22 protein-coding genes are annotated in these 21,909 nt (G+C 62.1%); 16 read left to right on the top strand and 6 right to left on the bottom strand.

What is annotated here, in order from left to right; genetic code table 11:
• From ACVOLI_RS16570 to ACVOLI_RS16555, 4 genes are all read right to left on the bottom strand, one after another.
• Positions 1-1,283 (bottom strand): aminotransferase-like domain-containing protein (locus tag ACVOLI_RS16570; protein ID WP_481615248.1); only part of this gene is annotated, 1,283 nt, incomplete at its 3' end.
• A gap of 198 nt (positions 1,284-1,481) precedes the next feature.
• Positions 1,482-2,087: a DUF6436 domain-containing protein gene (locus tag ACVOLI_RS16565; protein WP_481615247.1), complete on the bottom strand. Its 606-nt coding sequence runs from the start codon at positions 2,085-2,087 to the stop codon at positions 1,482-1,484.
• Positions 2,084-2,347 carry a hypothetical protein gene (locus ACVOLI_RS16560; RefSeq protein WP_244479166.1) on the bottom strand — a complete coding sequence of 88 codons (264 nt, stop codon included), beginning with the start codon at positions 2,345-2,347 and terminating at the stop codon, positions 2,084-2,086. The genes ACVOLI_RS16565 and ACVOLI_RS16560 overlap by 4 nt, the downstream gene beginning before the upstream one ends.
• Before the next feature lie 69 nt (positions 2,348-2,416).
• Positions 2,417-3,829, bottom strand: a complete 1,413-nt coding sequence (locus ACVOLI_RS16555) for an aminotransferase-like domain-containing protein (protein ID WP_481615246.1) — start codon at positions 3,827-3,829, stop codon at positions 2,417-2,419.
• Positions 3,830-4,011: 182 nt separating this feature from the next.
• On the opposite strand from ACVOLI_RS16555, the gene cyoA reads away from it, so the two are divergent.
• The 5 genes from cyoA to ACVOLI_RS16530 all read left to right on the top strand — a co-directional run bounded on the left by cyoA (position 4,012) and on the right by ACVOLI_RS16530 (position 8,610).
• A complete protein-coding gene (gene cyoA, locus ACVOLI_RS16550) occupies positions 4,012-4,911 on the top strand; it encodes a ubiquinol oxidase subunit II (protein WP_481615245.1) in 900 nt (299 codons plus the stop codon).
• Positions 4,912-4,916: 5 nt separating this feature from the next.
• Entirely contained in the window at positions 4,917-6,899 is a 1,983-nt protein-coding gene (gene cyoB, locus ACVOLI_RS16545; protein WP_481615244.1) for a cytochrome o ubiquinol oxidase subunit I, read from the top strand.
• Positions 6,896-7,525: a cytochrome o ubiquinol oxidase subunit III gene (gene cyoC / locus ACVOLI_RS16540; RefSeq protein ID WP_282271767.1), complete on the top strand. Its 630-nt coding sequence runs from the start codon at positions 6,896-6,898 to the stop codon at positions 7,523-7,525. Before cyoB ends, cyoC begins: the two co-directional genes overlap by 4 nt.
• Before the next feature lie 2 nt (positions 7,526-7,527).
• Positions 7,528-7,860, top strand: coding sequence for a cytochrome o ubiquinol oxidase subunit IV (gene cyoD, locus ACVOLI_RS16535; protein ID WP_312368997.1), 333 nt, complete (start codon positions 7,528-7,530; stop codon positions 7,858-7,860).
• Positions 7,861-7,935: 75 nt separating this feature from the next.
• Positions 7,936-8,610, top strand: a complete 675-nt coding sequence (locus tag ACVOLI_RS16530) for an SCO family protein (protein ID WP_481615243.1) — start codon at positions 7,936-7,938, stop codon at positions 8,608-8,610.
• 127 nt (positions 8,611-8,737) lie between these two features.
• On the opposite strand, the gene ACVOLI_RS16525 is transcribed toward ACVOLI_RS16530, so the two are convergent.
• On the bottom strand, positions 8,738-10,105 hold the full coding sequence (locus tag ACVOLI_RS16525; protein WP_481615242.1) for an alpha/beta fold hydrolase: 1,368 nt from the start codon (positions 10,103-10,105) through the stop codon (positions 8,738-8,740).
• Between the two features lie 267 nt (positions 10,106-10,372).
• Between ACVOLI_RS16525 and ACVOLI_RS16520 the strand changes: the two genes are divergently transcribed.
• The 4 genes from ACVOLI_RS16520 to ACVOLI_RS16505 all read left to right on the top strand — a co-directional run bounded on the left by ACVOLI_RS16520 (position 10,373) and on the right by ACVOLI_RS16505 (position 14,001).
• Entirely contained in the window at positions 10,373-10,717 is a 345-nt protein-coding gene (locus ACVOLI_RS16520) for a DUF2834 domain-containing protein (protein ID WP_481615241.1), read from the top strand.
• Between the two features lie 90 nt (positions 10,718-10,807).
• Positions 10,808-11,425, top strand: a complete 618-nt coding sequence (locus ACVOLI_RS16515) for a mobilome CxxCx(11)CxxC protein (RefSeq protein ID WP_481615240.1) — start codon at positions 10,808-10,810, stop codon at positions 11,423-11,425.
• An 820-nt stretch (positions 11,426-12,245) separates the two neighbouring features.
• On the top strand, positions 12,246-13,373 hold the full coding sequence (locus ACVOLI_RS16510; RefSeq protein WP_481615239.1) for a TIR domain-containing protein: 1,128 nt from the start codon (positions 12,246-12,248) through the stop codon (positions 13,371-13,373).
• A gap of 94 nt (positions 13,374-13,467) precedes the next feature.
• Positions 13,468-14,001 (top strand): hypothetical protein, encoded by a 534-nt coding sequence (locus tag ACVOLI_RS16505; protein WP_481615238.1) that lies wholly within the window; start codon positions 13,468-13,470, stop codon positions 13,999-14,001.
• Positions 14,002-14,152: 151 nt separating this feature from the next.
• On the opposite strand, the gene ACVOLI_RS16500 is transcribed toward ACVOLI_RS16505, so the two are convergent.
• Complete coding sequence (locus ACVOLI_RS16500) at positions 14,153-15,127, bottom strand: GlxA family transcriptional regulator (RefSeq protein WP_481615237.1); 975 nt, start codon at positions 15,125-15,127, stop codon at positions 14,153-14,155.
• Positions 15,128-15,231: 104 nt separating this feature from the next.
• Between ACVOLI_RS16500 and ACVOLI_RS16495 the strand changes: the two genes are divergently transcribed.
• The 7 genes from ACVOLI_RS16495 to ACVOLI_RS16465 all read left to right on the top strand — a co-directional run bounded on the left by ACVOLI_RS16495 (position 15,232) and on the right by ACVOLI_RS16465 (position 21,810).
• On the top strand, positions 15,232-15,780 hold the full coding sequence (locus ACVOLI_RS16495; protein ID WP_481615236.1) for a cysteine hydrolase family protein: 549 nt from the start codon (positions 15,232-15,234) through the stop codon (positions 15,778-15,780).
• Between the two features lie 101 nt (positions 15,781-15,881).
• Complete coding sequence (locus tag ACVOLI_RS16490; RefSeq protein WP_481615235.1) at positions 15,882-16,274, top strand: hypothetical protein; 393 nt, start codon at positions 15,882-15,884, stop codon at positions 16,272-16,274.
• Positions 16,275-16,747: 473 nt separating this feature from the next.
• Positions 16,748-17,659, top strand: a complete 912-nt coding sequence (locus ACVOLI_RS16485) for an STM4015 family protein (protein WP_313399877.1) — start codon at positions 16,748-16,750, stop codon at positions 17,657-17,659.
• A 22-nt stretch (positions 17,660-17,681) separates the two neighbouring features.
• Positions 17,682-18,791, top strand: a complete 1,110-nt coding sequence (locus ACVOLI_RS16480) for an STM4014 family protein (RefSeq protein WP_481615249.1) — start codon at positions 17,682-17,684, stop codon at positions 18,789-18,791.
• Positions 18,784-19,599, top strand: coding sequence for an STM4013/SEN3800 family hydrolase (locus ACVOLI_RS16475; protein WP_481615234.1), 816 nt, complete (start codon positions 18,784-18,786; stop codon positions 19,597-19,599). The genes ACVOLI_RS16480 and ACVOLI_RS16475 overlap by 8 nt, the downstream gene beginning before the upstream one ends.
• Positions 19,596-20,957, top strand: a complete 1,362-nt coding sequence (locus ACVOLI_RS16470; protein WP_481615233.1) for an STM4012 family radical SAM protein — start codon at positions 19,596-19,598, stop codon at positions 20,955-20,957. Before ACVOLI_RS16475 ends, ACVOLI_RS16470 begins: the two co-directional genes overlap by 4 nt.
• A gap of 7 nt (positions 20,958-20,964) precedes the next feature.
• Complete coding sequence (locus ACVOLI_RS16465; RefSeq protein WP_481615232.1) at positions 20,965-21,810, top strand: STM4011 family radical SAM protein; 846 nt, start codon at positions 20,965-20,967, stop codon at positions 21,808-21,810.
• The last annotated feature ends 99 nt before the right edge of the window (positions 21,811-21,909 follow it).

Here is a 21,909-nt window from a genome sequence, read left to right as displayed (position 1 = left end):
CTCCCCCCCCCCCCCCCCGCCGGTGCTCGGCCGCGGGGGGCCCCCTGGGGGGGGGCCCCCACACCACCCGGGCTTTCGTGTGGGGTGCGGCCCCCCCACCCCCCCCCCCCCCCCGGTTTTTGCCGGTTTTGCTCTGGCAGGGTGCACCAGGCATGCAGCCCTGACGCTTGCACCTTCAATGAGGGCACCAGCAAGTGTGTAGCCAGCGCGGTGCGCTCGCGCGCTTCATCCAACACCTGATTCAACAATGCGTTCGCCGAACCGTCCAACAGCAGCTGGCTTACCAGCGCCATCACCAGTGGATGCCCCATCAGGCAGATCGAGCGCAATGCAATTGCCAGTGCTTCTGCATGCTGCTCGGATGGACAGCGCACGAATGCCGTGCGCAAACCTGGGCTGATCGCCTTCGACAAGGTTGATACGTAGTACACCTGCGCCGGTGCCAGCGCCGCAATTGGCGTTGGCTTTTCCACAGCGTGATGCCAATACGGATCGTCCTCGATGGCCAGCAGATCCAACCGCTGCAGCGCACGTGCCAGCTCAACACGTCGCTGCGAGGGAATCGTCAGCGCCGTCGGGTTGTTGCAGGTGGGATTGAGGTAAACCACGCGCGCCCCACTCTGCCGCGAGGCGCGCTCCAACGCCTCCGGGCACATTCCTTCCGCATCGCCATCGACCGGCAGCAAGCGGCGTCCCAACGATCGTGCCGCCTGCAGAAGGCCCGGGTACACCAGGTGATCGCAGAGAATCACCTCGCCTTCCTGGGTTTGGCTGATCAAGATTGAGGCCAGCGCCGACTGCGCGCCCTCCGCCACCACCAGTGCCGTATCGGCGACTTCGCCGAGCATCGGCTGCAACCAGCTGATCGCCGCATGTCTGTCGGTCGGGCTGCCGCCGGCGAGATGGTACGTCATCAGATTGGGCGCGTTGCTGCGCGCAAGCACGGCGGCAGCACCGCGACGCAAGGCATCGTTCAAGGCCAATGCATCCGGTACCGGTGGCACGTTCATGCTCAGGTCGACTGGTTGGCCGAAGGCTGCTTTCGGCGGTGCGATGAAACTGCCTTGTGGTCCACGCGCTTCGATCAGGCCGCGTCGGCGCGCTTCATCGAAGGCGCGTGTCACCGTGGTCAGGTCGATGCCGAGCTGCTTGGCCAATGCGCGCTGCGATGGCAGGCGATGGCCGGGCACCAGCTCGCCGGTGTTCATGCTGCGCTCGATGCTGTTGACGATGCGCAGGTAGATCGGGCCGTTGCTGCGCAGCGCGCTGTCCATCCAGTTCATCGCCAAACCCCATGTTTACCGGCAAAAACTGCGACATCCTGTCGCACCATGTATGGACGATGTAGCCACGTATTGTTTGCATCAGCGGCGGGTGCCTGCTCACAACCATCGGTCGGTTGGAGCGGGTGCCCGCTGTTCTTTGTGCGCGGACAAAACGTCCACGCACGCTGGCATACATGCAGATTCATCAGCAGTGGATCAAGACTTGCTTTGCCACGGGCAGTAACAGCCCACCGCCAACAAGCCACGCGGCCGCACGGTTTGTCCATCGACCAGCTTGTCGAGGATGGGCTCGACAAAACTATTGGCCGAATTGCAGACCATGCCAATGCTGTAAGGGCCCGCGTAAGCCAGATGTCCTTGCCGATCCCAGATCGCAACCGCAGGGCTGGCCGGGATATGTTCGGCGCCTTCAATTGTCGGCAGTTCCTGCAAACGACCACGCAGATACTCGGGCAGCTCACCTGTCGTGCCCGGGCGGCGCACCGCATAGAAATCGATGTTGGCGCGGCGGTACATGCTGATCAGATAGCTCAGATGCGCGCCGGTTTCGCGGTTGCAGACCTTGCAGGCCGGGTCCCAGAAATGCACGACGCGGATGCGTCCGTTGGCGCCAGCCAGTTCCGGCGGCAACTTGAGCTGGGTGTCGTCGAAAACGATGGCCTGTTCGGCGAACGTGGCCTGCTCACTGAGGCCGAAGTACTGCCACAACGCTATCGCAATACCCGCCATCAGCACGCAGCCCGCCGCGATCCACAGCCGCATCCCACGTCGGCGCGGCGATGCGCCGTTGGGCGGGCTCACGAGGCGGCGTCCGCGCCGAACTTGTGCTCGTACTGTTCCAGCATCTCGGCGCAGGAATCGGCCTGGGCGCGGCGGTAGATCTCGGTACGCTCCGGCGCGCGGCTGCGCTGCAGGCACTGCTCGATGGCCGCACGCTCACTCGCCTGCACATCGGCGGTCTGCGGCCGCGAGCAGACATAGACCAGCGACGCCAGCGCCAGCACCACGAAACCGGCGCAGCCCAGCATGACCAGATGAAACTTCAGCTTGTCCCGACGCACAGCAGCCACCTGCATATCCATACAAGATATGCAATGTATCACTTTTGTATGGGTATGACCGGAGCGCGGTTAAACGATCGCCTGCGTCCGCGTCTCAGGCGCTGCCGAGATAACCTCGGTGAGCTTGGTCAACGCCGCCGCCAGGCTGTGCTGGTCCACCGCCCCACCCAGGGAAAGGCGGATGGCATTGCCGGCCTGCTCCTCGATGCTGAACGCCTCCGAGCTGGCGATGCCCAGACCCTGCGCCTGCGCGGCCTGGATCAGCCGGTACTGGTCCAGCCGTGGCGGCAGCGGCAGCCACACATGCAGGCCGGACGGGTGTGCCTGATAAGGCTCGGGCAGGATGCGCGCGGCAATCTGCTGGCGCTGGCGCAGCTCCTGTTGGAAGCGGCGCACCATCTCATCGGCCTGGCCGCTGCGGATCCAATGCGAGGCCACCGCCACCATCGACTGGGTCGGCATCAGCGCGATCGAACGCAGGGCGTCCAGCAGCGGCTCCATCGGCTCGCCCGGCGGCACCACCAGATAGGCGGTGCGCAGGCCCGGCGCCAGGCACTTGGACAGGGTGGAAACGTAGTAGACCGGGGCATCCGGGTGGCTATCCACCGCCAGCGGCGGTGCCGCGTCGGCGGCCAGCAGCCAGTACGGGTCGTCCTCGACCACCGCCACGCCATGGCGGCGGGCAATGGCCAGAATGGCGGCACGGCGGGCCTGCGACATGGTCGCGGTGGTCGGGTTCTGGATGGTCGGGATCAGGTAGATCAGGGCCGGCTTGCGCTGCTGGCAGGCCGCTTCCAAGGCGTCCGGCAGCATGCCTTCGGCGTCCATGGCGATGGAGACAATGCCCCGCTGCAGCACACGCGCGGCGGCCAGCAGGCCCGGATAGGTGAGCTGTTCGGCGGCGATCAGGTCACCCGGCTGGGTCTTGGCCAGCACGATGGCGCAGAGCGCGGCCTGCGCGCCGGGGCAGATCACCACCCGCTCGGCGGAGACGTTGCCGAGGATCGGCGCCAGCCATTGCACGGCGGCAGCGCGGTCATCACGGGAGCCGGCGCCGACGTGGTAACTCATCAACTCGCCCTGCCCCAGCTGCTGGCTGAGCTGCTGGAAGCCGCGCTCCATGCTCTGCGCGAACGGGCTGCTGCCCAGCAACGGCGGGATGTTCATGCTCAGGTCCACCGAGGTGGCGCTGTTGCCGGCCGACATGGCGATGAAGGTGCCACCGGCGCCCTGCGCGTCGAGCAGATCGGACTGGCGCAGCTCGGCGTAGGCGCGGGTAACCGTGGTCAGGTCCACGCCCATCAGCTGGGCCAGGTCGCGTTGCGGCGGCAGGCGGTCGCCGGGTTGCAGCACGCCATCGTCCACGGCATCGCGTACCTGCTGGGCAATCTGCAGGTAGAGCGGACCGGTGCCCTCGGCGAAGGGGCGGACCCAGGTCCGGTTGGGCTTTTTCAGGCGTCGGCCTGCGGCTGGCTGCTGCATCGGGTGAACCTTCCCTGCTTTGTACGTGCACCAACCCATACAATGATGTATCTTGTATGGACTTGACTGGATCGGCAATCCTTTTGTAGGCACCGCCGTACGGACAGTGTAGCCGCTCCCGGCCCATGCGCCGGGCATCGGCGGTCCCCGCTCAAGAGCTCCTTCAACAGGGTCGACCTTCAATGAATATCTGCTGGAAACGCATCCGCCCAGCGCTGGCCGCTTTGGCATGCGTGGGCCTGTCTGGCTGCAACTGGGTACTACTGGACTCCAAGGGCGACGTGGGCATTGCCCAGCGCGACCTGATCCTGATCTGCATCGCACTGATGCTGATCGTGGTGATACCGGCCATCGTGCTGACCTTCGTCTTTGCCTGGCGCTACCGCTCCGGCAATACCAAGGCCAGGTACATGCCCGATTGGGCGCACTCCACCAAGGTGGAAATCGTGGTCTGGGGCGTGCCCCTGATCATCGTCGCCGTACTGGCCGTCATCGTGTGGAAATCCACCCACGAGCTTGACCCTTACAAGCCGCTGGATATTCCCGGCGAACCGCTGCACGTGGAAGTGATCGCGACCGACTGGAAATGGGTATTCGTCTACCCGGACCTGGGCATCGCCACGGTCAACCAGCTCAACTTCCCGGCCGGGCAGCAGCTGGCCTTCGACATCACCTCCAACTCGACGATGAATACCTTCTTCATCCCGCAGCTGGGTGGGCAGATCTATGCGATGGCCGGCATGCGCACGCAGCTGCATCTGGTGGCGAACGAGCAGGGCAAGTTCGACGGCATGTCGGGCAACTACAGCGGCCACGGCTTCTCCAACATGAAGTTCGTCGCCACCGCGATGAGCCAACCGCAGTTCGACGATTGGGTTGCGCAGGTGCGGCAGTCGCCGGATCAGCTGAGCTTCGACGAATTCAAGCGCCTGGCCGCGCCCACCCGCAAGGAACCGGTCCGCCACTTCGCCAGCGTCGAGCCGCTGCTGTTCAAGAAGGTCATCGACCAATTCATCGGCGTGGGTGAGAACACCGCGGCCACGTCTGGCCACAACGCAGAACCCAAGGCCTCCCAGGAGTAATGAGCATGTTCGGTAAGTTGACGTGGGACGCCGTGCCGTTGCACGACCCGATCGTCGTGGTGACATTGGCGGGCATGGTGCTTGGCGGCATCGCATTGCTCGCCGCGGTCACCTATTTCAAGTTGTGGGGCGTGCTGTGGCGCGACTGGTTCACCACCGTGGACCACAAGAAGATCGGCATCATGTACATCGTAGTAGCGCTGGTGATGCTGGTGCGCGGCTTTGCCGATGCACTGATGATGCGCGCGCAGCTGGCCGCGGCCGGGCCTGGCAGTGATGGCTTCCTGCCACCGGAACACTACGACCAGATCTTCACCGCGCATGGCGTGATCATGATCTTCTTCGTGGCCACCCCGTTCGTGGTGGGCCTGATGAACATCGTGGTGCCGCTGCAGATTGGCGCGCGCGACATGGCCTTCCCCTTCCTCAATGCCTTCAGCTTCTGGATCTTCGTGGTCGGCGCCGCGCTGATGATGATCTCGCTGGGCCTTGGCGAATTCGCGATGACCGGTTGGGTGGCGTACCCGCCGCTGTCCGGCATCGAGTTCAGTCCAGGGGTAGGTGTTGATTACTACATCTGGGCGTTGCAGGCCTCCGGTGTCGGCACATTGCTGACCGGCGTCAACCTGTTCATCACCATCCTGCGCATGCGTGCGCCGGGCATGACCTTGATGAAGATGCCGGTGTTCACCTGGACCGTGCTGGTCACCAGCGTGATCATCATTGCCGCGTTCCCGATCCTGACCGTCGCCCTCGGCGCGCTCACCCTGGACCGCTACCTGGACTTCAACTTCTACACCAATGACCTGGGTGGCAACCCGATGATGTACGTCAACCTGGTGTGGGCCTGGGGCCACCCGGAGGTGTACATCCTGGTATTGCCGGCGTTCGGCATCTTCTCCGAGATCACCGCCACGTTCTCGCGCAAGAAGCTGTTCGGCTACAAGTCGATGGTGGGTGCAACGCTGGCGATCGGCATCCTGTCGTTCGTAGTGTGGCTGCACCACTTCTTCACCATGGGTTCCGGTGCCAGCGTCAATGCCTTCTTCGGCATCATGACGATGATCATTGCTATCCCGACCGGCGTGAAAATCTTCACCTGGTTGTTCACCATGTACGGCGGCCGCGTCGAGTTCAGCGTGCCGATGCTGTGGACCATCGCCTTCCTGGTCACCTTCACCATCGGCGGCATGACCGGCGTGCTGCTGGCCATCCCGGGCGCGGACTTCCTGCTGCACAACAGCCTGTTCCTGGTGGCCCACTTCCACAACACCATCATCGGTGGCGCCCTGTTCGGCTACTTGGCCGGCTTCGTCTACTGGTTCCCGAAGGTGTTCGGCTTCACCCTCAACGAGCGCTTGGGCAAGTGGTCGTTCGCCTGCTGGATCATCGGCTTCTACCTGGCCTTCATGCCGCTGTACATGCTCGGCTTCATGGGCATGACCCGGCGCATGAACCAGTACGACAACCCGGCGTGGACACCCTACCTGATTGCCGCCTTCGTCGGCGCGCTGTTCGTGTTCGCAGGCATCGTGCTGATGCTGGTGCAGATCTACGTCAGCATCCGCGACCGCAAGCAGAACCAGGACATCACCGGCGACCCGTGGAATGCACGCACGCTGGAATGGCAGACGCCTTCGCCGCCGCCGTTCTACAACTTCGCCGTGGTGCCCAAGGCCGACACCCTGGACGCCTTCCACGAAGCCAAGAAGCAAGGTCTGCCCAAGCCGCCCAAGCACTACGCGCCGATCCACATGCCGCGTAACACCGGCGTGCCGCTGATCCTCAACATCTGGATCCTGGCGCTGTGCTTCGCCTTGATCTGGCACATCTGGTGGCTGGCCGGTGCGAGCTTCGTGGCGATGATCGTCACCTTGATCGTGCGCTCCTACGACGAGGACGTGGATTACTACGTCAGCGCCGAAGAAGTGGCCGTCATCGAGAACCAACACCAGAACAAGCTCAAGCAGCACAGGGTGATTGCATGAACATCATGTCCAACGTCGCCGTAGACAACGCACAGGCGGCCGAGCACAGCCATGACGACCATGGCCACGACCAGGGCGGCATGAAGGTGTTCGGCATGTGGGTCTACCTCATGTCCGACCTGGTGCTGTTCGGCTCGCTGTTCGCTTCCTACGCGGTGCTCAGCAACGCGTATGCAGGCGGCCCGACCGGTGCCGAACTGTTCTCGTTGCCGTTCGTGCTGGTGGAGACCTTCCTGCTGTTGGTCTCCAGCATCACCTACGGCCAGGCCGTGCTGGCGATGCACCGCCAGGACAAGCGCGCGGTGCTGACCTGGCTGGGCGTGACCTTCGCACTCGGTGCCGGCTTCATCGGCATGGAAGTGTATGAGTTCAACCACCTCATCCACATTGGCGCCGGCCCCACCACCAGCGCCTACCTGTCCGCGTTCTTCGCACTGGTTGGCACGCACGGCCTGCATGTGGCCAGCGGTCTGATCTGGATGGCGGTGGTGATGCACCAGGTGAAGCGTCGCGGCCTCACCCCGACCAACGTCACCCGCATCTCCTGCCTCAGCCTGTTCTGGCACTTCCTGGACCTGGTCTGGATCTGCGTCTTCACCTTTGTCTATCTGATTGGAGTGTTCTGAACATGTCCGACAACGACACCTCCCGCGCCGGCAGCGGACATGGCTCCACCAAGTCCTACCTGATCGGCTTCGTGATCTGCGCCGTGCTCACCGTCATCCCCTTCCTGCTGGTGATGAACCCGACGCTGTCGCGGCCACTGACGATGGCCTTGCTGGTCGGCTTTGCCGTCGTGCAGATCATCGTGCAGCTGGTGTACTTCCTGCACATGAACCGCTCCTCGGAGGGCGGCTGGAACCTGGCCAGTTTTGTTTTCACCCTGGTCATTCTTTTCATCGTGGTAGCGCTCTCCATCTGGATCATCTGGAGCATGCACTTCCACATGATGGTCAACTGACGCACGCAACGGGCCGGCACACCATGCCGGCCCGTTGCGTGCAGTTCGGCTGTCCGTCCTTCATCGACCATAGCCATGTCCCGCACCAACACCTCCGCCACCGGCCTCGCCGCACTGGCCCGCAAACTGCACCTGTCCACCATCGCGATAAGCGCCGCCACCCTGCTGCTGGTCGCCTGCGCCGCAAAGCCCAAGGTGGATTTCTACGGCAAGGACATCGCCTGCGAAGCGCTCGGCCAGCAATGGACGATGCCCGACAGCACAGGCATAAGCCGTAGCCCGGCCGACCTCAACGGCAAAGTGACTTACCTGTTCTTCGGCTTCACCAGCTGCCCGGACGTCTGCCCCACCACCATGGTGGAGTTGAACCGCGTAAAGCACCTGATGGGCTCGGACGCCGACAAACTGCAGGTGATCTTCGTCACCGTGGACCCGGCCCGCGACACCCCTGCTGTTGCCGAGACTTACGTGAAAGCGTTTGACCCGACTGCGACAGCGCTGGTCGGTGACGATGCGCAACTGGCCGCAATGGCAGCATCGTTCAAAGCCTTCTACGACCGCGAAGAAGGCAAGCACCCCGGCGCCTACTCAATGAGCCACACCGCAGGCGGCTACGTATTCGACCGCGAAGGACGGCTGCGTTTGTTTGCGCCGTACGGCATGCCGGTGGAGCAGCTGTTTTCGGATGTGCAGCGACTAACGCTGGAGCCAACAAGGCCGCACGCAACAACCTGTCAGACAACCGGATAGCCCCGCCCCCGCATGACCAAAGCCCCTCTCCCGCCAGCGGGAGAGGGGTTGGGGTGAGGGCAGAACAAAACCCTAAAACCCAAACCTCCAGCACCCAACCAAACTCAGCTGTGAGAACCCAAAACCCTCACCGCTCAACACACCTACCACCAACCTCCCCACCCCCAACAAACACCCCAACCGCCTCAACAAAACACCCAGGCGCAAAGTTAGACAGCAAATGCGCCCCACCTTCCACCGTACTGAAACTCACCTCCCCAGCCTTCCCCAGCACAGCCGCGTGCTCCACCGCGCCCGCATACGCCGTATTCGGATCCAAGGTCCCATGCACAACCAAGGTCCTGGGTAACGCACCCGGCGACTTCCCAAACCAAGCATCCTTCACATAAGCAGGCACAGGCGCCCCGACCAGAAACCCAGGGATTGCGCTGACAAACAAAGCCCCAGCAGCCTCCTGCTCCACAAGCTCCCGCGTAAGCCCCGGCCGCGCATTGTTCTCCGACGCCGAGATCAACATCACCAGCGGCAGTGAAGGCTGGTTGTTAGCGCCCTGCCCCATCCCGGCCATCGCTGTCTTCAGCTCCGCCACCGTCGCCAGCAGCGCGGACGTATCGTCCACCACCAGCCCATCAACGATGTCTGGAATACGCGCACGCAGCGCAGGGAAGTTCAGCAGCGAGCCCAGCAACCGGCGCAGATCACCACCCGGCACCTCGTCCTTCCACGGCGCCGTCGGCGCAGCGGCCAGCACCCCCTGATAGACCGCCACCTTCTGCTCGCCCAGCACCGCACGCCCCACCGCATCCACCAACGCCGTGCGCCGGCTCAGATCCCACTGCTCGGTGGTCTCCAGCGGCACCAGCCCGTCCAGGATCAAACCGTCCAGCGGCATCGGCGCCACCTGCAGCGCACGCAAGGCCAGCTGCGTGCCATACGACACCCCGTACAGATAGGTCGGCCCACTGCCGCGATAGCGCGACATCAACAGCGCAAGATCCTGCGCCGCCTCCGTCACCGAGAACGCCTGCGTACGTGCCGCATCCGCATACATCGCACCAATGCAGCCACCCCACTCGTCCCCAGCAAGCGCAACACCATCCGCACTGTCCGCCGCCTCCTGCACCGGGCAGATCCGCTCCGACTGACCCACGCCACGGTGGTCCGGAATCACCAGGTCATAACCAGGAAACGCACGCCGGAACGTCGCAACCACCGGATACAAGGACGCCCCGGACTCACCAGGCCCACCGGCCAACAGCCAAACCTCCCCACGCCGCTCCACCGCCTCGGCAGGAAACCACCGCACGAACAGCTTCAGCGAACCATCGCCCGGCGACGCATGCCGCAACGGAACATGGGTGGTGACACAGAGGCTGCCTTTCAGCGCAGGAGACGAATCCGCATCAGCGCACGCCACTGGCGCCTCGAAGGCCAGCTCCGCACGCGCGGGAAGCGCTGCAAACAGTGCAGCCGCGAGAACAACAGATCGAAACATCGACTTTCATCCCCTGATGAGCAGGCGACAGCATGCCAGTGAGTTGGGATGGCGGGAATGTCCATCGGCAATGGGTGATTACGGGCCAAGCAAGCCGACGTGCTCCCTTGTGTCGCCGAGCTCTTACGGGGTTCGGCAATAATTACGGATTGGCCTTCCTTGATCGCGCCGAAACTCCCGAGCTCGCCGGCCGACAAGGCCCAAAACTCCTTGGCCCAAGCGATAATCCAAGGCAGAGACGCCCAACCGAATCAGCCGGAGAGCAACATGCGGTTTGTTTACCTACTTCTCTGCATCGCAGGCACAGCCCTGCCCCTCGGCCAGTTTGTGCCATGGCTTTCCGCCCACGGCCTCAATGTGCCGCTGCTACTGCAGCAAGCGACTTCCAGCAACATTGCCGCGTTCGCCTGGGCAGATGTACTTGTTTCGGGGCTCGCTACTACTACTTTCATTTGCGTCGAGGGGCGACGGCAGGGTATGCCCCATCTGTGGTTGCCGCTGTCTAGTATCGTAATTGGTCCGTCCCTGGCACTACCTTTTTTCCTCTATCTCAGGGAACGGCGTCTCACAGAAATGAAGAATGAGCGGCGTGACAGAGCTCTTGAGTACTAGCCTTGAGGCTAGTATTTTATTGGAGCCGATGCATTTTAACCACACACTTTGTTATCGGCAATAGAGCCTAAGGGGAGGCTAGGTTATTCCATGTCAGCCAATGCACATGATGTCCAGCTCAAAGATTGCTGGGACAGAGCAATATTCGCTTACGGGACCGCTGAACTATTTGCATTCAGAGTGCGACGCTATCGCACACGCCTAAATGCGATATCCGGCCTCGGCATTGCTGTTCCATTATTGCTGGGAGGTGCGGTCATGACCTATGGCACTACCACCCCATATTTGGCACAAGCCGCACTTATCGCGGGCTCGATTGGCTTAGTGCAGCTGCTACTTAGCGCCCTATCTGTGGTCTATAGCTGGCCAGCGTCCTTAGAGTATGCATTGGACTCAAGTATTGATAACAAAGCAATCTCTGAGAAATTCAAACAACTTGGATCTCTGGCCAACAGCCTCCCGGTAGACTTCGATGCACAGTATCGGGAACTAGTAGCTGCCGACAATGCCCGCCGCAGTCAAGATGGGAAGGCCGGCGTTAATGATGGTGAGCTTCGTCGCGGCCATCGCGCCGCTCTCAGACAGTTTCAAAAGAAATGCTCAGGATGTGGAATTGTTCCACTCGGCATGCAATCAACGGATTGCCATATTTGCGGGAGATTTAGTAAATGGACGGCACTGCTGCGCAAGTTATCAATGGCTGGATAAGTCTATCCAAGACTGAGAAGCGAGATTTTGCGAGATTTATTGAAGAGTATGAAAATGGTGAAGTTGCATCAATGGAGCGCCTGGAGGAGAGCATAAGTTCCACCATTAAACTTCACACCGGCCCACTAGGTGACTCATGCCCCTGCTGCGGCCGATGAGGGACCTCTAAATTTCACTCAAGCCGAAGTCACTTTGTGGCTCGGCTTGTTGATTCAGCCGTCGCGACCATCTGCTTCTCGCCGCAGGGCGTCATGCGACCCAGAGCGGACGTCGGAGGTTGCTATGTGCCGGCCTAGTAGATCCGGCTAGCTAGATGTAGCTTGTTAGCCCGCTCCAGCCACTCTAAGATCGAAACGCATCAAGGGGACAGCCCGCCATACGGTGTGCTGTGGCTAAGTCGCATAACCGGATCCAGAGACCCGGCTATCAGGTAGTTAGATGGCTCATACAGAATTCTTCGCAGTTGATAAAGCAAGCTGGCTGGTGGCTACTCGGGTTGAGCTTGGGCATATATGGTCTCGAGCTTTACCTTACAACCCAGTTTCTGTGTCAGTTGGCCGGTCCACTGGTCATTCTCGCGAGTTTGGTCGCAGGGGCATTGAGCGTCATAGCGATGTTTTCCTGCGCTTTTCGCCGCAAATCGGTTCGCATTTTTATTGCCGCTTTGCTTGTCGCGCTAATCATGACCGTGCTCGCGTTCGCTGGCGCTGGTTTAACCATTCAGGCTGCTCTGCTGTCTGAGCCGCCTAACGATTCTTTGAAGCCGACACCGCTTCGTGGCTAGGCTTAATTCAGGCGTCATGCGGCGCAGGAGAATGTAGTGACAGCTTATGAAGAGCTTTTTCAGCTTGCCGATTCGCTCAATGCGGCTGCGGCCGGCATAGAACGTGATGAAACATCGCAATCGATCTCTGCGCTTCGTACAGCGGTAGCAGAGGTTGGGCAGTCATTCTCTGGCTCTTGGCTCGGATACCACTCGCGGGTTTACTACGAGAACTTTCAGACGCCGCCACCAGGCGCGCACTTCAGTCAAGAGTGGGGCCTCATGGATACCCTCGCCAGCTTGGGGTCAGTTGGCCGCTGGCGTGAGTATCCAGCCGAAAGAGTAAAACAGCATGTTCTCAGCCTTGCAGGAAATCCTGATCTTTCCGAAGCAGAGGCCGCTGCAGAATCGGCGGATGAGATTTTCGACCACGCCAAAGCTGAAATAACTTCGATCTTCCAGACAGAGCTTGCAGGAGGGGCTGACGCATTCATTCATAGTTTGAATGAGCAGCTACAAGCATTAGAGGTACTCTCGCCTAGTGAAGTCGCTGAACGACTGAATCAGCGCGGCGAAGTGATGACGCGCGATACCATCGTCCTCGGCCAAGGCACACAACTTCCACCACATATCGCGATCAAGGCTCAGTATCGGGCGATAGAGCATTCGTTTGCAGTTTGTAGGGCTGCTGCAGATATAGCGCGCAAGGGCGCGTCTCACCTTGAGCGCAAGTCTAGGAGAAGGGTGCGCGATTCTAGAGTCGGCACCAATGTGTTCATCGGGCAGGGTCGAGCAGGGGCATGGAGAGAACTGAAAGATTTCATCCAAGATCGCGTTCGTTTGCCTTGGGATGAATTCAATAGGGTTCCGGTTGCGGGAGTAACAAACATTGCTCGCTTATCGGAGATGCTGGACGCGTCCGCTATCGCGTTTCTGGTAATGACCGCCGAGGACGAAATGGCCGATGGCACTTTGCAGGCCCGGATGAACGTAATCCACGAAGCTGGACTGTTCCAAGGTCGCCTCGGTTTCAGTCGTGCCATCGTCATGCTCGAGGAGGGTTGCACTGAATTCAGCAACGTGGCTGGGCTTGGTCAAATCCGCTTCCCACGCGGAAACATCGCTGCCGCTTTTGAGGAGGTGCGCCGCGTACTGGAGCGTGAAGGTCTGATTGCAGGAGCATGATGCGAGCGCCGCATAAAAATTCGTTCAAGCCGATGCCGCTTGGTGGCACGACTCAACTCAAGCGCCCCCCCCCTAGCAGGAGTTCTAGCGAGTCATGGTAAGTCGAAGGGATCTAAAGAAAGCGCATGAGGAGGCGGTTCTTCGCCAGTTCATAGCCTACATAGAAGCTAGCGGCGCAAGTCTAGAAATTCTCGATAGGCCGGAGCCGCCCGAAGCAATCGTCAAGCTGGATGGTGAGAGCACCTGGCTTGAAATTACCGATGCTTTCCTAGACAAGAGCCATGCGATTGGCCTCACTTCGTATGCTGCTGACGACGTTGATCACGTACCAGACGATGGACGACTTGTACTAGATCCGGATGCGACTTTCTCCAGCGTTCTCCAAGGTGTCATTGGTGCTAAATATGACAAAGCCACAATGCAAAGCCTCTCTCAGTCGCGGGGCCCCGGCATTTTGCTGGTTGGCATCTTTACTCCGTTCACTACAGCTAAGGCGGTTGCTTACGAGGAGGCTGATAGCGTGGCAGAGCTGGTTGGGCAGAAGCCCGTTCAAGTGTTCAGAACCATCTATGCTTATGAAGGTACCGGAGATCGAACCTTTCATGTCTTGTATCAGTACGGGGCATAGCAATTCAATTAAGCCGAACCCGCTTCGCGGGTCGGTTTTACTCAGGCGTTTCTATGTCCCCTTCTGGCCGAAAGCTGTCGGAGGAGCACAAGAAGGCTACTGCCAAGGACATCAAGAATAGAGCGGCTTTTCTCTGCTCACCACTGTTCAATCAAAGCCCACCAAACCGCCGCCGATACTCCCCCGGCGACAACCCCACAATCCGGCTGAAGACCTTCCGGAACGACCCCGGGTCGCTGTAACCCACGTCCCAGGCAATCCGCTCCAGCGGCACGTTACTGGTCTGCAGCATCTCCCGTGCACGGGCCACGCGTACACGCTGGCAGTATTCGGTGGCGGTCATGCCGGTGGCTTTCTGGAAGCGGCGCAGGAAGGTGCGCTCTTCCAGCCCTGCGCGTTGTGCGAGTTCGGCGGATGCGACCTGTTTGGCGTGGGTGTCGTGCAGCCATTGCTGCACGGCCAGCACTGCGGTGTCGCCGTGCGTCAGGCGTGGTGAGAAACTGCTGTAGTAGCGCTGTTGGCGGCCGGGTGGGTCGATCAACAGCGTGCGCGCAACATCCAGCATCACTGCGGCGCCGAGGTAGCGGTCCACCAGCCGCAGGCCAAGGTCGGTCCAGGCCATGGCGCCGCCTGCGCTGAAAATGTCGCCGCCGTCGACGAGCATCTGGTCCACGTCCAGTGTCACGTCCGGGAAACGCGCAGCCAGCAGTTCGGCGTATTGCCAGTTGGTGGTGATGGTGCGGCCGGCCAGGCGCCCGGTTTCGGCCAGCAGGAATGCACCGGCGCAAACCGATGCGAGGGTGGTGCCGTCGTCGTGCAGTGCGCGCAGCCAGCCCAGGTAGGGCGCGGCGGCTTCGGTGGAAATCGGCGGCTGCATGCTGGGCGGCAGGATCATTACCTGCGGTGTTCCACTTGGAGGCTGGCTTGAGCTGTAGACGGCTTGCGGCGCTTGGCCGGGCGCTTCAATGCGCCAGTGCGTGACCTGCAGTTCGGGGGCGGCGGGTGCTGCGCGTTCGCTGGCGAGCCTGCCGGCCAGGGCGAACAGGTCGGTCAGGCCGAGCACCGCCGCCAGCTGCGCGCCGGGATACAGCAGGATTCCCACTTGGATGTGACCGTCGGTGCGCATCTGTCGGTACAGCCCTCAAGAATGTCGGTAGCGCCTCTTCGTGGTGGCAGGCCGGTCGCGGAGACTTCTCCCACACCATTCAACCACCCATGAGGGAGCCATACATGAGCAAGCGCGCCATTATCGTCGTCGATCTTCAGAATGAATACCTTGCCACCGGCAAGCTGCCTTTGGTGGGCATTGATGCCGCCACCGCCAATGCGGTACGCGTGATTGCCGATGCGCGGACCAAGGGCGTGCCGGTGCTGCATGTCCGCCATGAATCCGCCAGCAGTGATGCGCCGATCTTCGTGCCGGGCTCGGACGGGGTGCGGATCATGGCCGCTGTCGCACCCATCGGCGACGAGCCGGTGATCGTCAAGAACCACGTCAATTCGTTCCGCGATACCGATCTGAAGCAGCAACTTGAAGCGCGCGGTATCGAGGACGTGGTGGTGGTTGGCGCGATGAGCCATATGTGCGTGGATGCGGTGGTGCGTGCGTCCGCCGACATGGGCTATGCGGTCACCGTGCTGCACGACGCCTGCGCTACCCGTGACCTGGAGTTCAACGGGGTTGTGGCGCCGGCTGCCCAGGTGCATGCGGCGATGATGGCGTCGTTTGAGTTCGGGTATGGGCGGGTTGTTGCTACGGATGCTTATCTGGCGGAGTGATCGCGCCGGTGGCTTTGGCGATGGCTTTCAACTGGGAGTGTCTGGTACAACGCGGCACGGCGTTGCGGAGCAACGCTGGCCCGAACTACTGGACATACTCAATGCGATTCGAACCATCTCACCTGGCTGCCCTTCTTCTGCTGGGCGTTGCTGCGCCTGCTTTTGCCGAAACGACCATCTGCAAGATCGAGGGTGATTCGATTGGCCCGGAGTTGATCTCCTGGGATACCAAGACGCAGCGGGCGCAAGTAAAGCTTCTGGGCGAGGACTTGCAGGGGAAGATGACCTGGAAGCGGAAGCACGATGATCTTGGTGACAAGGTCAATTTGAGCTTTACGCCTGCTGATCCGCTGTTTGGGGATGAGTATGAGTTTGTGGTGTTCCCTACCGAGAGTGGGCATCGGGTTATGGGGGTTGGGTACAAGTACTACAACGGGGTGAAGTATTTGAATATCAGCCAGGGGAACTATGTGGCTGTTTGTAGTTCGTTGTAGGTCTGAAGCTGGTTGTTTGGTTTTGTGGGGGCTGCGTTAGCTGCGAAGCTGGGGTGCTTGATCTGCTGGATTGCTGCGAAGAGCACCCCTCCCCAACCCTCCCCTGCGCTGCGCGCAAGGGAGGGGGCTGGAGCTGGCTTCGCTTTGAGCTGCTGCGTTGCTGGTGGCTTTTGTAGGAGCTGCGTTAGCTGCGAAGCTTGATCTGCTTGATCTGCTGGATTGCTGCTAAGGCCCCCCCTCCCCAACCCTCCCCTGCGCTACGCGCAAGGGAGGGGGCTGAGCTGGCTTCGCTTGTTTCCTTGCTCGTTCCTTACGCGCTTCTTCTGCTTGCTTGTTTGCGCTTGCTTGCTGCGTTAGCACAGCATGGTTACGGAATGGCTAAGGCTGTATGCCTTCCATCCAACGTGACGCATTGCTGCCAGCATCACCATCCTCTCGGTTATGCTACGGCACCATTCCGGCAAGGACGTACCGTGACCATTGGCGAATACACGCAGGTTTATCGTGGCAAGAAAGTCGTTGACTTCAAGATGGGTGGCTCAGCCGTAGCCGGCGATGTTGCTTACCGCTTGATGCAGGAATACGACAGCGACGAGAGCCAGGAGGAACTGCTGGCCAACTTCTTCGAGCAGGTTGATCCGAAGTCGATTGAAGTGCTGATCATCGGTGCATGGGATGAGGCTTCCAGTGACGGCCCGCAGGGCCTGATCGATGGGCTGATTGCACGCCGTGCCGAGCTGGGCAACCTGAAGGCGCTGTTCGTGGGTGACATGACCTACGAAGACTGCGAGATGTCGTGGATCAACCAGATCTCCTACAACCCGCTGCTGGAGGCCTTCCCGGGCCTGGAGTCGCTGCGCATCCGTGGCACCTCAGAACTTGAACTGCAGCCCTTCACGCATGCGTCGCTGCAGGAACTGGCGATCGAGAGCGGTGGCCTGCCGAACGAGATCGTCATTGCCATCGCCAACTCCACGCTGCCGGCCCTGCGCCATCTTGAGCTGTGGCTTGGCGATGATGGCTATGGCTTCGATGGCGACGTGGCGGTCTACCAGCGCCTGTTGCTGGCGATCGGGCCGGAGCGCCTGCAGTACCTTGGCCTGCGCAACGCCATGATCAGCGATGAGCTGGCGGTGTGGCTGGCCGGTGAGCCGTGGCTGGGCACGCTGCAGACGCTGGACCTGTCGCTGGGCACCATCGGCGACGTCGGCGCGCAGGCGCTGTGCGAGAGCCCGAACCTGGGCAGCCTGCAGCGCATCGACCTGAGCCACCACTACATTTCCGAGGCCTGGCAGCAGAAGCTGCAAGCGCTGCCGTGCACGGTGGTGCTGGACGATCCGGAAGAAGAAGACGACGGCGACCGCTACGTGGCGGTGTCCGAGTAAGGCGAAGATGGCCAATTGGCTGTTGATCGGCCCGAGCGGCAGCCGCCGTATCGGGTGGCTGCAGCGTGCCCTGCACGATCAGGGCGCGCCTGCCGCGCATGTGTTCGATTACGAAACCCTGCTTGCCGAGCCTGCGCGCCTGCTTGAGGCACTGGCGCAGGCGCCCGGCGCCATCGTCAAGCTGGAGTCACCCGGCGAAGCGCCTGCGCTGCATCAGGCCTTGGTGCTGCGTGGCTGGGAGTTGTCCGGCGCTGCCGGCGATGCGCCCTTGCCTGCCGCGCATGGCGAGCTGGTGCATCAGCAGTTCTGGTATGCCGGCTTTGCCGAGGTGCTGGCGTCGCTTCCGGCGGGGCCGCATTACCTCAATGCACCGGCCGATCTGGCCTGCATGTCGGACAAGCTCCGTTGCCAGCAAGTGCTGGCCGATGCAAGCGTGGCGGTGCCGCCCTTGTTCGGAGCGATCAGCGGCTACGAGGATATGTGCGCACGCCTGCGCGATGCCGCCTGCGAGCGCGTCTTCATCAAAGCCCGCTACGGTTCGTCCGGCGCGGGCGTGCTGGCTTACGCGCGCAACCGCGATGGCCGCGAGGTCGCCTATGGCTCGGCGGAGCTGGTGGAACAGGACGGCCGCTGGCGGGTGTTCAATTCGCTGCGGCAGCGTCGTTATGACCGGCACGACGATATCGCACGGCTGGTGGACTTGCTGGCCGAGCAAGGCGCCTACATCGAGCGCTGGATTCCCAAGCCCACCGTGCCGGGCAGCGATGGCCGCCGCTATGACGTGCGCGTGGTCGCGCTGGATGGCCAGCCACGGCAGCGGGTGGCGCGGATGAGCGCGGGCGCGCTAACCAACCTGCACCTGGGCAATGCGCGCACGCAGCTGGAAGCGCTGCTGGATGCCGATGCCATCCGCCATCTGCAAGCAGCCACGGTGAAGGCCGCGGCTGCATTCCCCGCCAGCCGCATGATCGGCTTCGACCTGATCGTGCGCGGCACGCGCAGCTGGGTGCTGGAAGCCAATGGCTTCGGCGACCTGCTGCTGGACCTGCGCCATGCCGGGCGCACCACCTACGAAGACCAGGCGCTGTTGGCGCCTGCGCGTTCTGCAATCAACGAGTACGCCCATGCTTGAGACCCGCTTGCCCGACATGCACCGCATCGTCGGCAGCCATGACGTGGTGATGATCACCCTGGACGCCCTGCGCTTCGATGCGGCCCAGCGCTGCTTCGAGCGCGGCGAGCTGCCGGTGCTTGCGCCGCACCTGCCGGCCGATGGCTGGGAGCTGCGGCATACGCCGGGCAGCTTCACCTATGCGGCGCACTCGGCGTTCTTTGCCGGCTTCCTGCCCACGCCTGCACGACCGGGCCCGCATCCGCGCCTGTTCGCGCTGGAGTTTGAAGGCAGCGAGACCATCGTGCCGGAGACGTTCGTGTTCTCCGGCCGTGCCGATATCGTCGGTGGCTTCCGTGACCAGGGCTACCGCAGCATCTGCATTGGCGGCGTTGGCTTCTTCAACCGTCGCAATGCGCTGGGCTCGCAACTGCCCAGCCTGTTCGAAGAAAGCCACTGGCAGCCCGAGCTCGGCGTGACCGCGGTCGATTCGACCGAACGCCAGGTGTCACTGGCCTGCGAGCGCCTGCAGGCAGCGGGCGACCAGCGCTGCTTCCTCTTCATCAATGTCTCGGCCATCCACCAGCCGAACCGGCACTACCTGCCCGGCTGCGACGCGGATGGACTGGACAGCCACTGCGCCGCGTTGCGCTACGTTGATGGCGAGTTGGCGGCATTGTTCGCGGCCTTGCGCGCGCGTGGGCCGGCCTTCGTGATCATCTGTTCCGACCATGGCACCGCTTACGGCGAGGATGGCTTCCATGGCCACCGCCTCGCCCACGAGACGGTGATGAACGTCCCCTATGCGCATTTTGTGTTGAGCCCATGACCGCCCATCGTTTGTCAGAGCTGCTGCGGCTCGAGCCCTACCAGGCCTATTCCTACTCCTACCCGCACAAGTCCGCGTACCGGCCGATCACCCAGCCACCGCTGCTTGCCGATGCCTGGGCGAGTGAGCCGCGTGATGCGCTATTCCTGTACCTGCATGTTCCGTTCTGCAGCTACCGTTGCGGTTTCTGCAATCTGTTCGCAATGGCGCGGCCGGCGCCGGCGCAGGTGGAAGCCTATCTGGCGCAGATGGAGAAGCAGTTGCGGGTGACTGCCGATGCCTTGGGCGAACACCGCTTCGTGCGCTTCGCGCTGGGCGGCGGCACGCCCACCTATCTGGATGCGCCACAACTGCAGCGGCTGTTCGACTTCGTGCAACGCCACGCCAATATCGACCTGCATTCGATTCCTGCCGGCATTGAGGTGTCGCCGGAAACCGTGGACGCGGCGAAGATGAAGATCTGCCGTGACGCCGGCATCGACCGCGTCAGCATGGGCATCCAGAGCTTCAGTGATGCGGAAGTGCGCTCGCTGGTGCGGCCACAGCAACGCGCGGTGGTCGAGGAAGCCATCGCGCAGATTCGTGCGGCGGGCATTCCAACGCTCAACCTGGACCTGATCTACGGCATCGCCGGGCAGACCGTGGCCAGCTTCCTGACCTCGATCGACAGCGCCCTCGCCTTCCAGCCGGAAGAGCTCTACCTCTACCCGCTATACGTGCGCCCACATACCGGCCTGGACCGCATCGGTGCGAAGGAAGGCGGCAAGCGCTCCTTCGTCATTCATCCCGAGTCGGTGGACAACCGCCTGGCGCTGTATGAAGCCGGCCGCGAGCGTCTGCTTGCCGCGGGCTATGAGCAGGTATCGATGCGCATGTTCCGCGCGGCCAACGCGCCGGATTCCGGCGGGCCGGCGTACTGCTGCCAGAGCGACGGCATGGTTGGCATCGGCTGCGGCGCCCGCTCGTATACCAGCGGCCTGCACTACTCCAGCGAATACGGCGTCAGCCGGCGCTCGGTGGCGGATATTCTTGCGCATTACCTGGAGCGCGATGAGGCCTCCTTCGCCCACATCGACTACGGGGTGCAGCTCAATGAGGACGAGCGCCGTCGCCGCTTCGTCATCCAGTCACTGCTGGCGCAGCCGGGCCTGGATCTTGCGCAATACCGTGAGCGCTTCGGCACGGAGTGCTTCGACGACCTGCCGCAGCTGGATGAGCTGTTCGAACAAGGACTGGCCACGCGCGAGAATGCGCTGGTCGCGTTGAATGACACCGGGCTTGCCCGTGCCGACACCATAGGCCCGTGGCTGATCTCCGCCGGCGTGGCCGAGCGCATGCGCGACTACCAATTGGATTGAGCGGCGCATGCATCTTTCCATCCTCTATCGCGGGCGACTGAGCAGTTGCAACTACGACTGTCCGTACTGCCCCTTCGCCAAGACCTACGACACCCGCGCCGCCCTGCGTCGCGACGCCGAGGACCTTGCGCGCTTCGTCGACTGGGCGGAGCGACAGACGATGGAACTGTCGGTGCTGTTCACGCCGTGGGGCGAGGGATTGGTGCGCCGCCACTATCGCGATGCGATGGTGCAGCTGAGCCATATGCCGCACGTCCGCCGTGTGGTAATCCAGACCAACCTGTGCATCGGCACGCACTGGCTGGACGAGGTCAATCTCGACAGCTTCGCGCTGTGGTGCACCTATCACCCGGGGCAGGTAACCCGCGCCGCTTTCCTCGCCCGCTGCAATGAACTGGCGCGGCGCGGCGTGCGTTACACGGTTGGCATGGTGGCGATGCGTGAGCATCTGGAAGAGATCCAGCTGCTGCGTGAGGAGCTGCCGGACGAGGTGCCGATGTGGGTCAACGCCTACGACGAGCGCCCTGCCGGTTATTACAGCGATGCCGAGATCCAACAGCTGCAACGCGTGGACCCGCACTTCCTGTTCAACCTCGAACCCTCGGCCAGCCTCGGCGCGCCCTGCTTCACCGGCGAAAACGTGGTGTCGGTGGATGGCGATGGCAACGTCAAACGCTGCCACTTCGTGGCCGAGCCGTTGGGGAATCTGTACGACGGCAGCTTTGCGACCCAGCTTCGTCCGCGCGGCTGCCCGAACCAGCGTTGTGATTGCTACATCGGTTATGCGCACCGCAAGGATCTGCCGTTCCAGCGGGATTATCCGGCGGGGGTTCTTGAGCGGTTTCGGGGATAACGGCAAAACCGGCAAAACCGGGGGGGGGGGGGGGGGGGGGGGGGGCGGAACCCCCCCCACCCCCCCCAGATGGGGGGGGTGTTGGTCCAAAAAAAGAGA

This window comes from Stenotrophomonas sp. STEN029 (assembly GCF_056760015.1).
The sequence above is the reverse complement of the archived record's forward strand: the minus strand, read 5'-3'. Positions and strand labels throughout refer to the sequence as shown.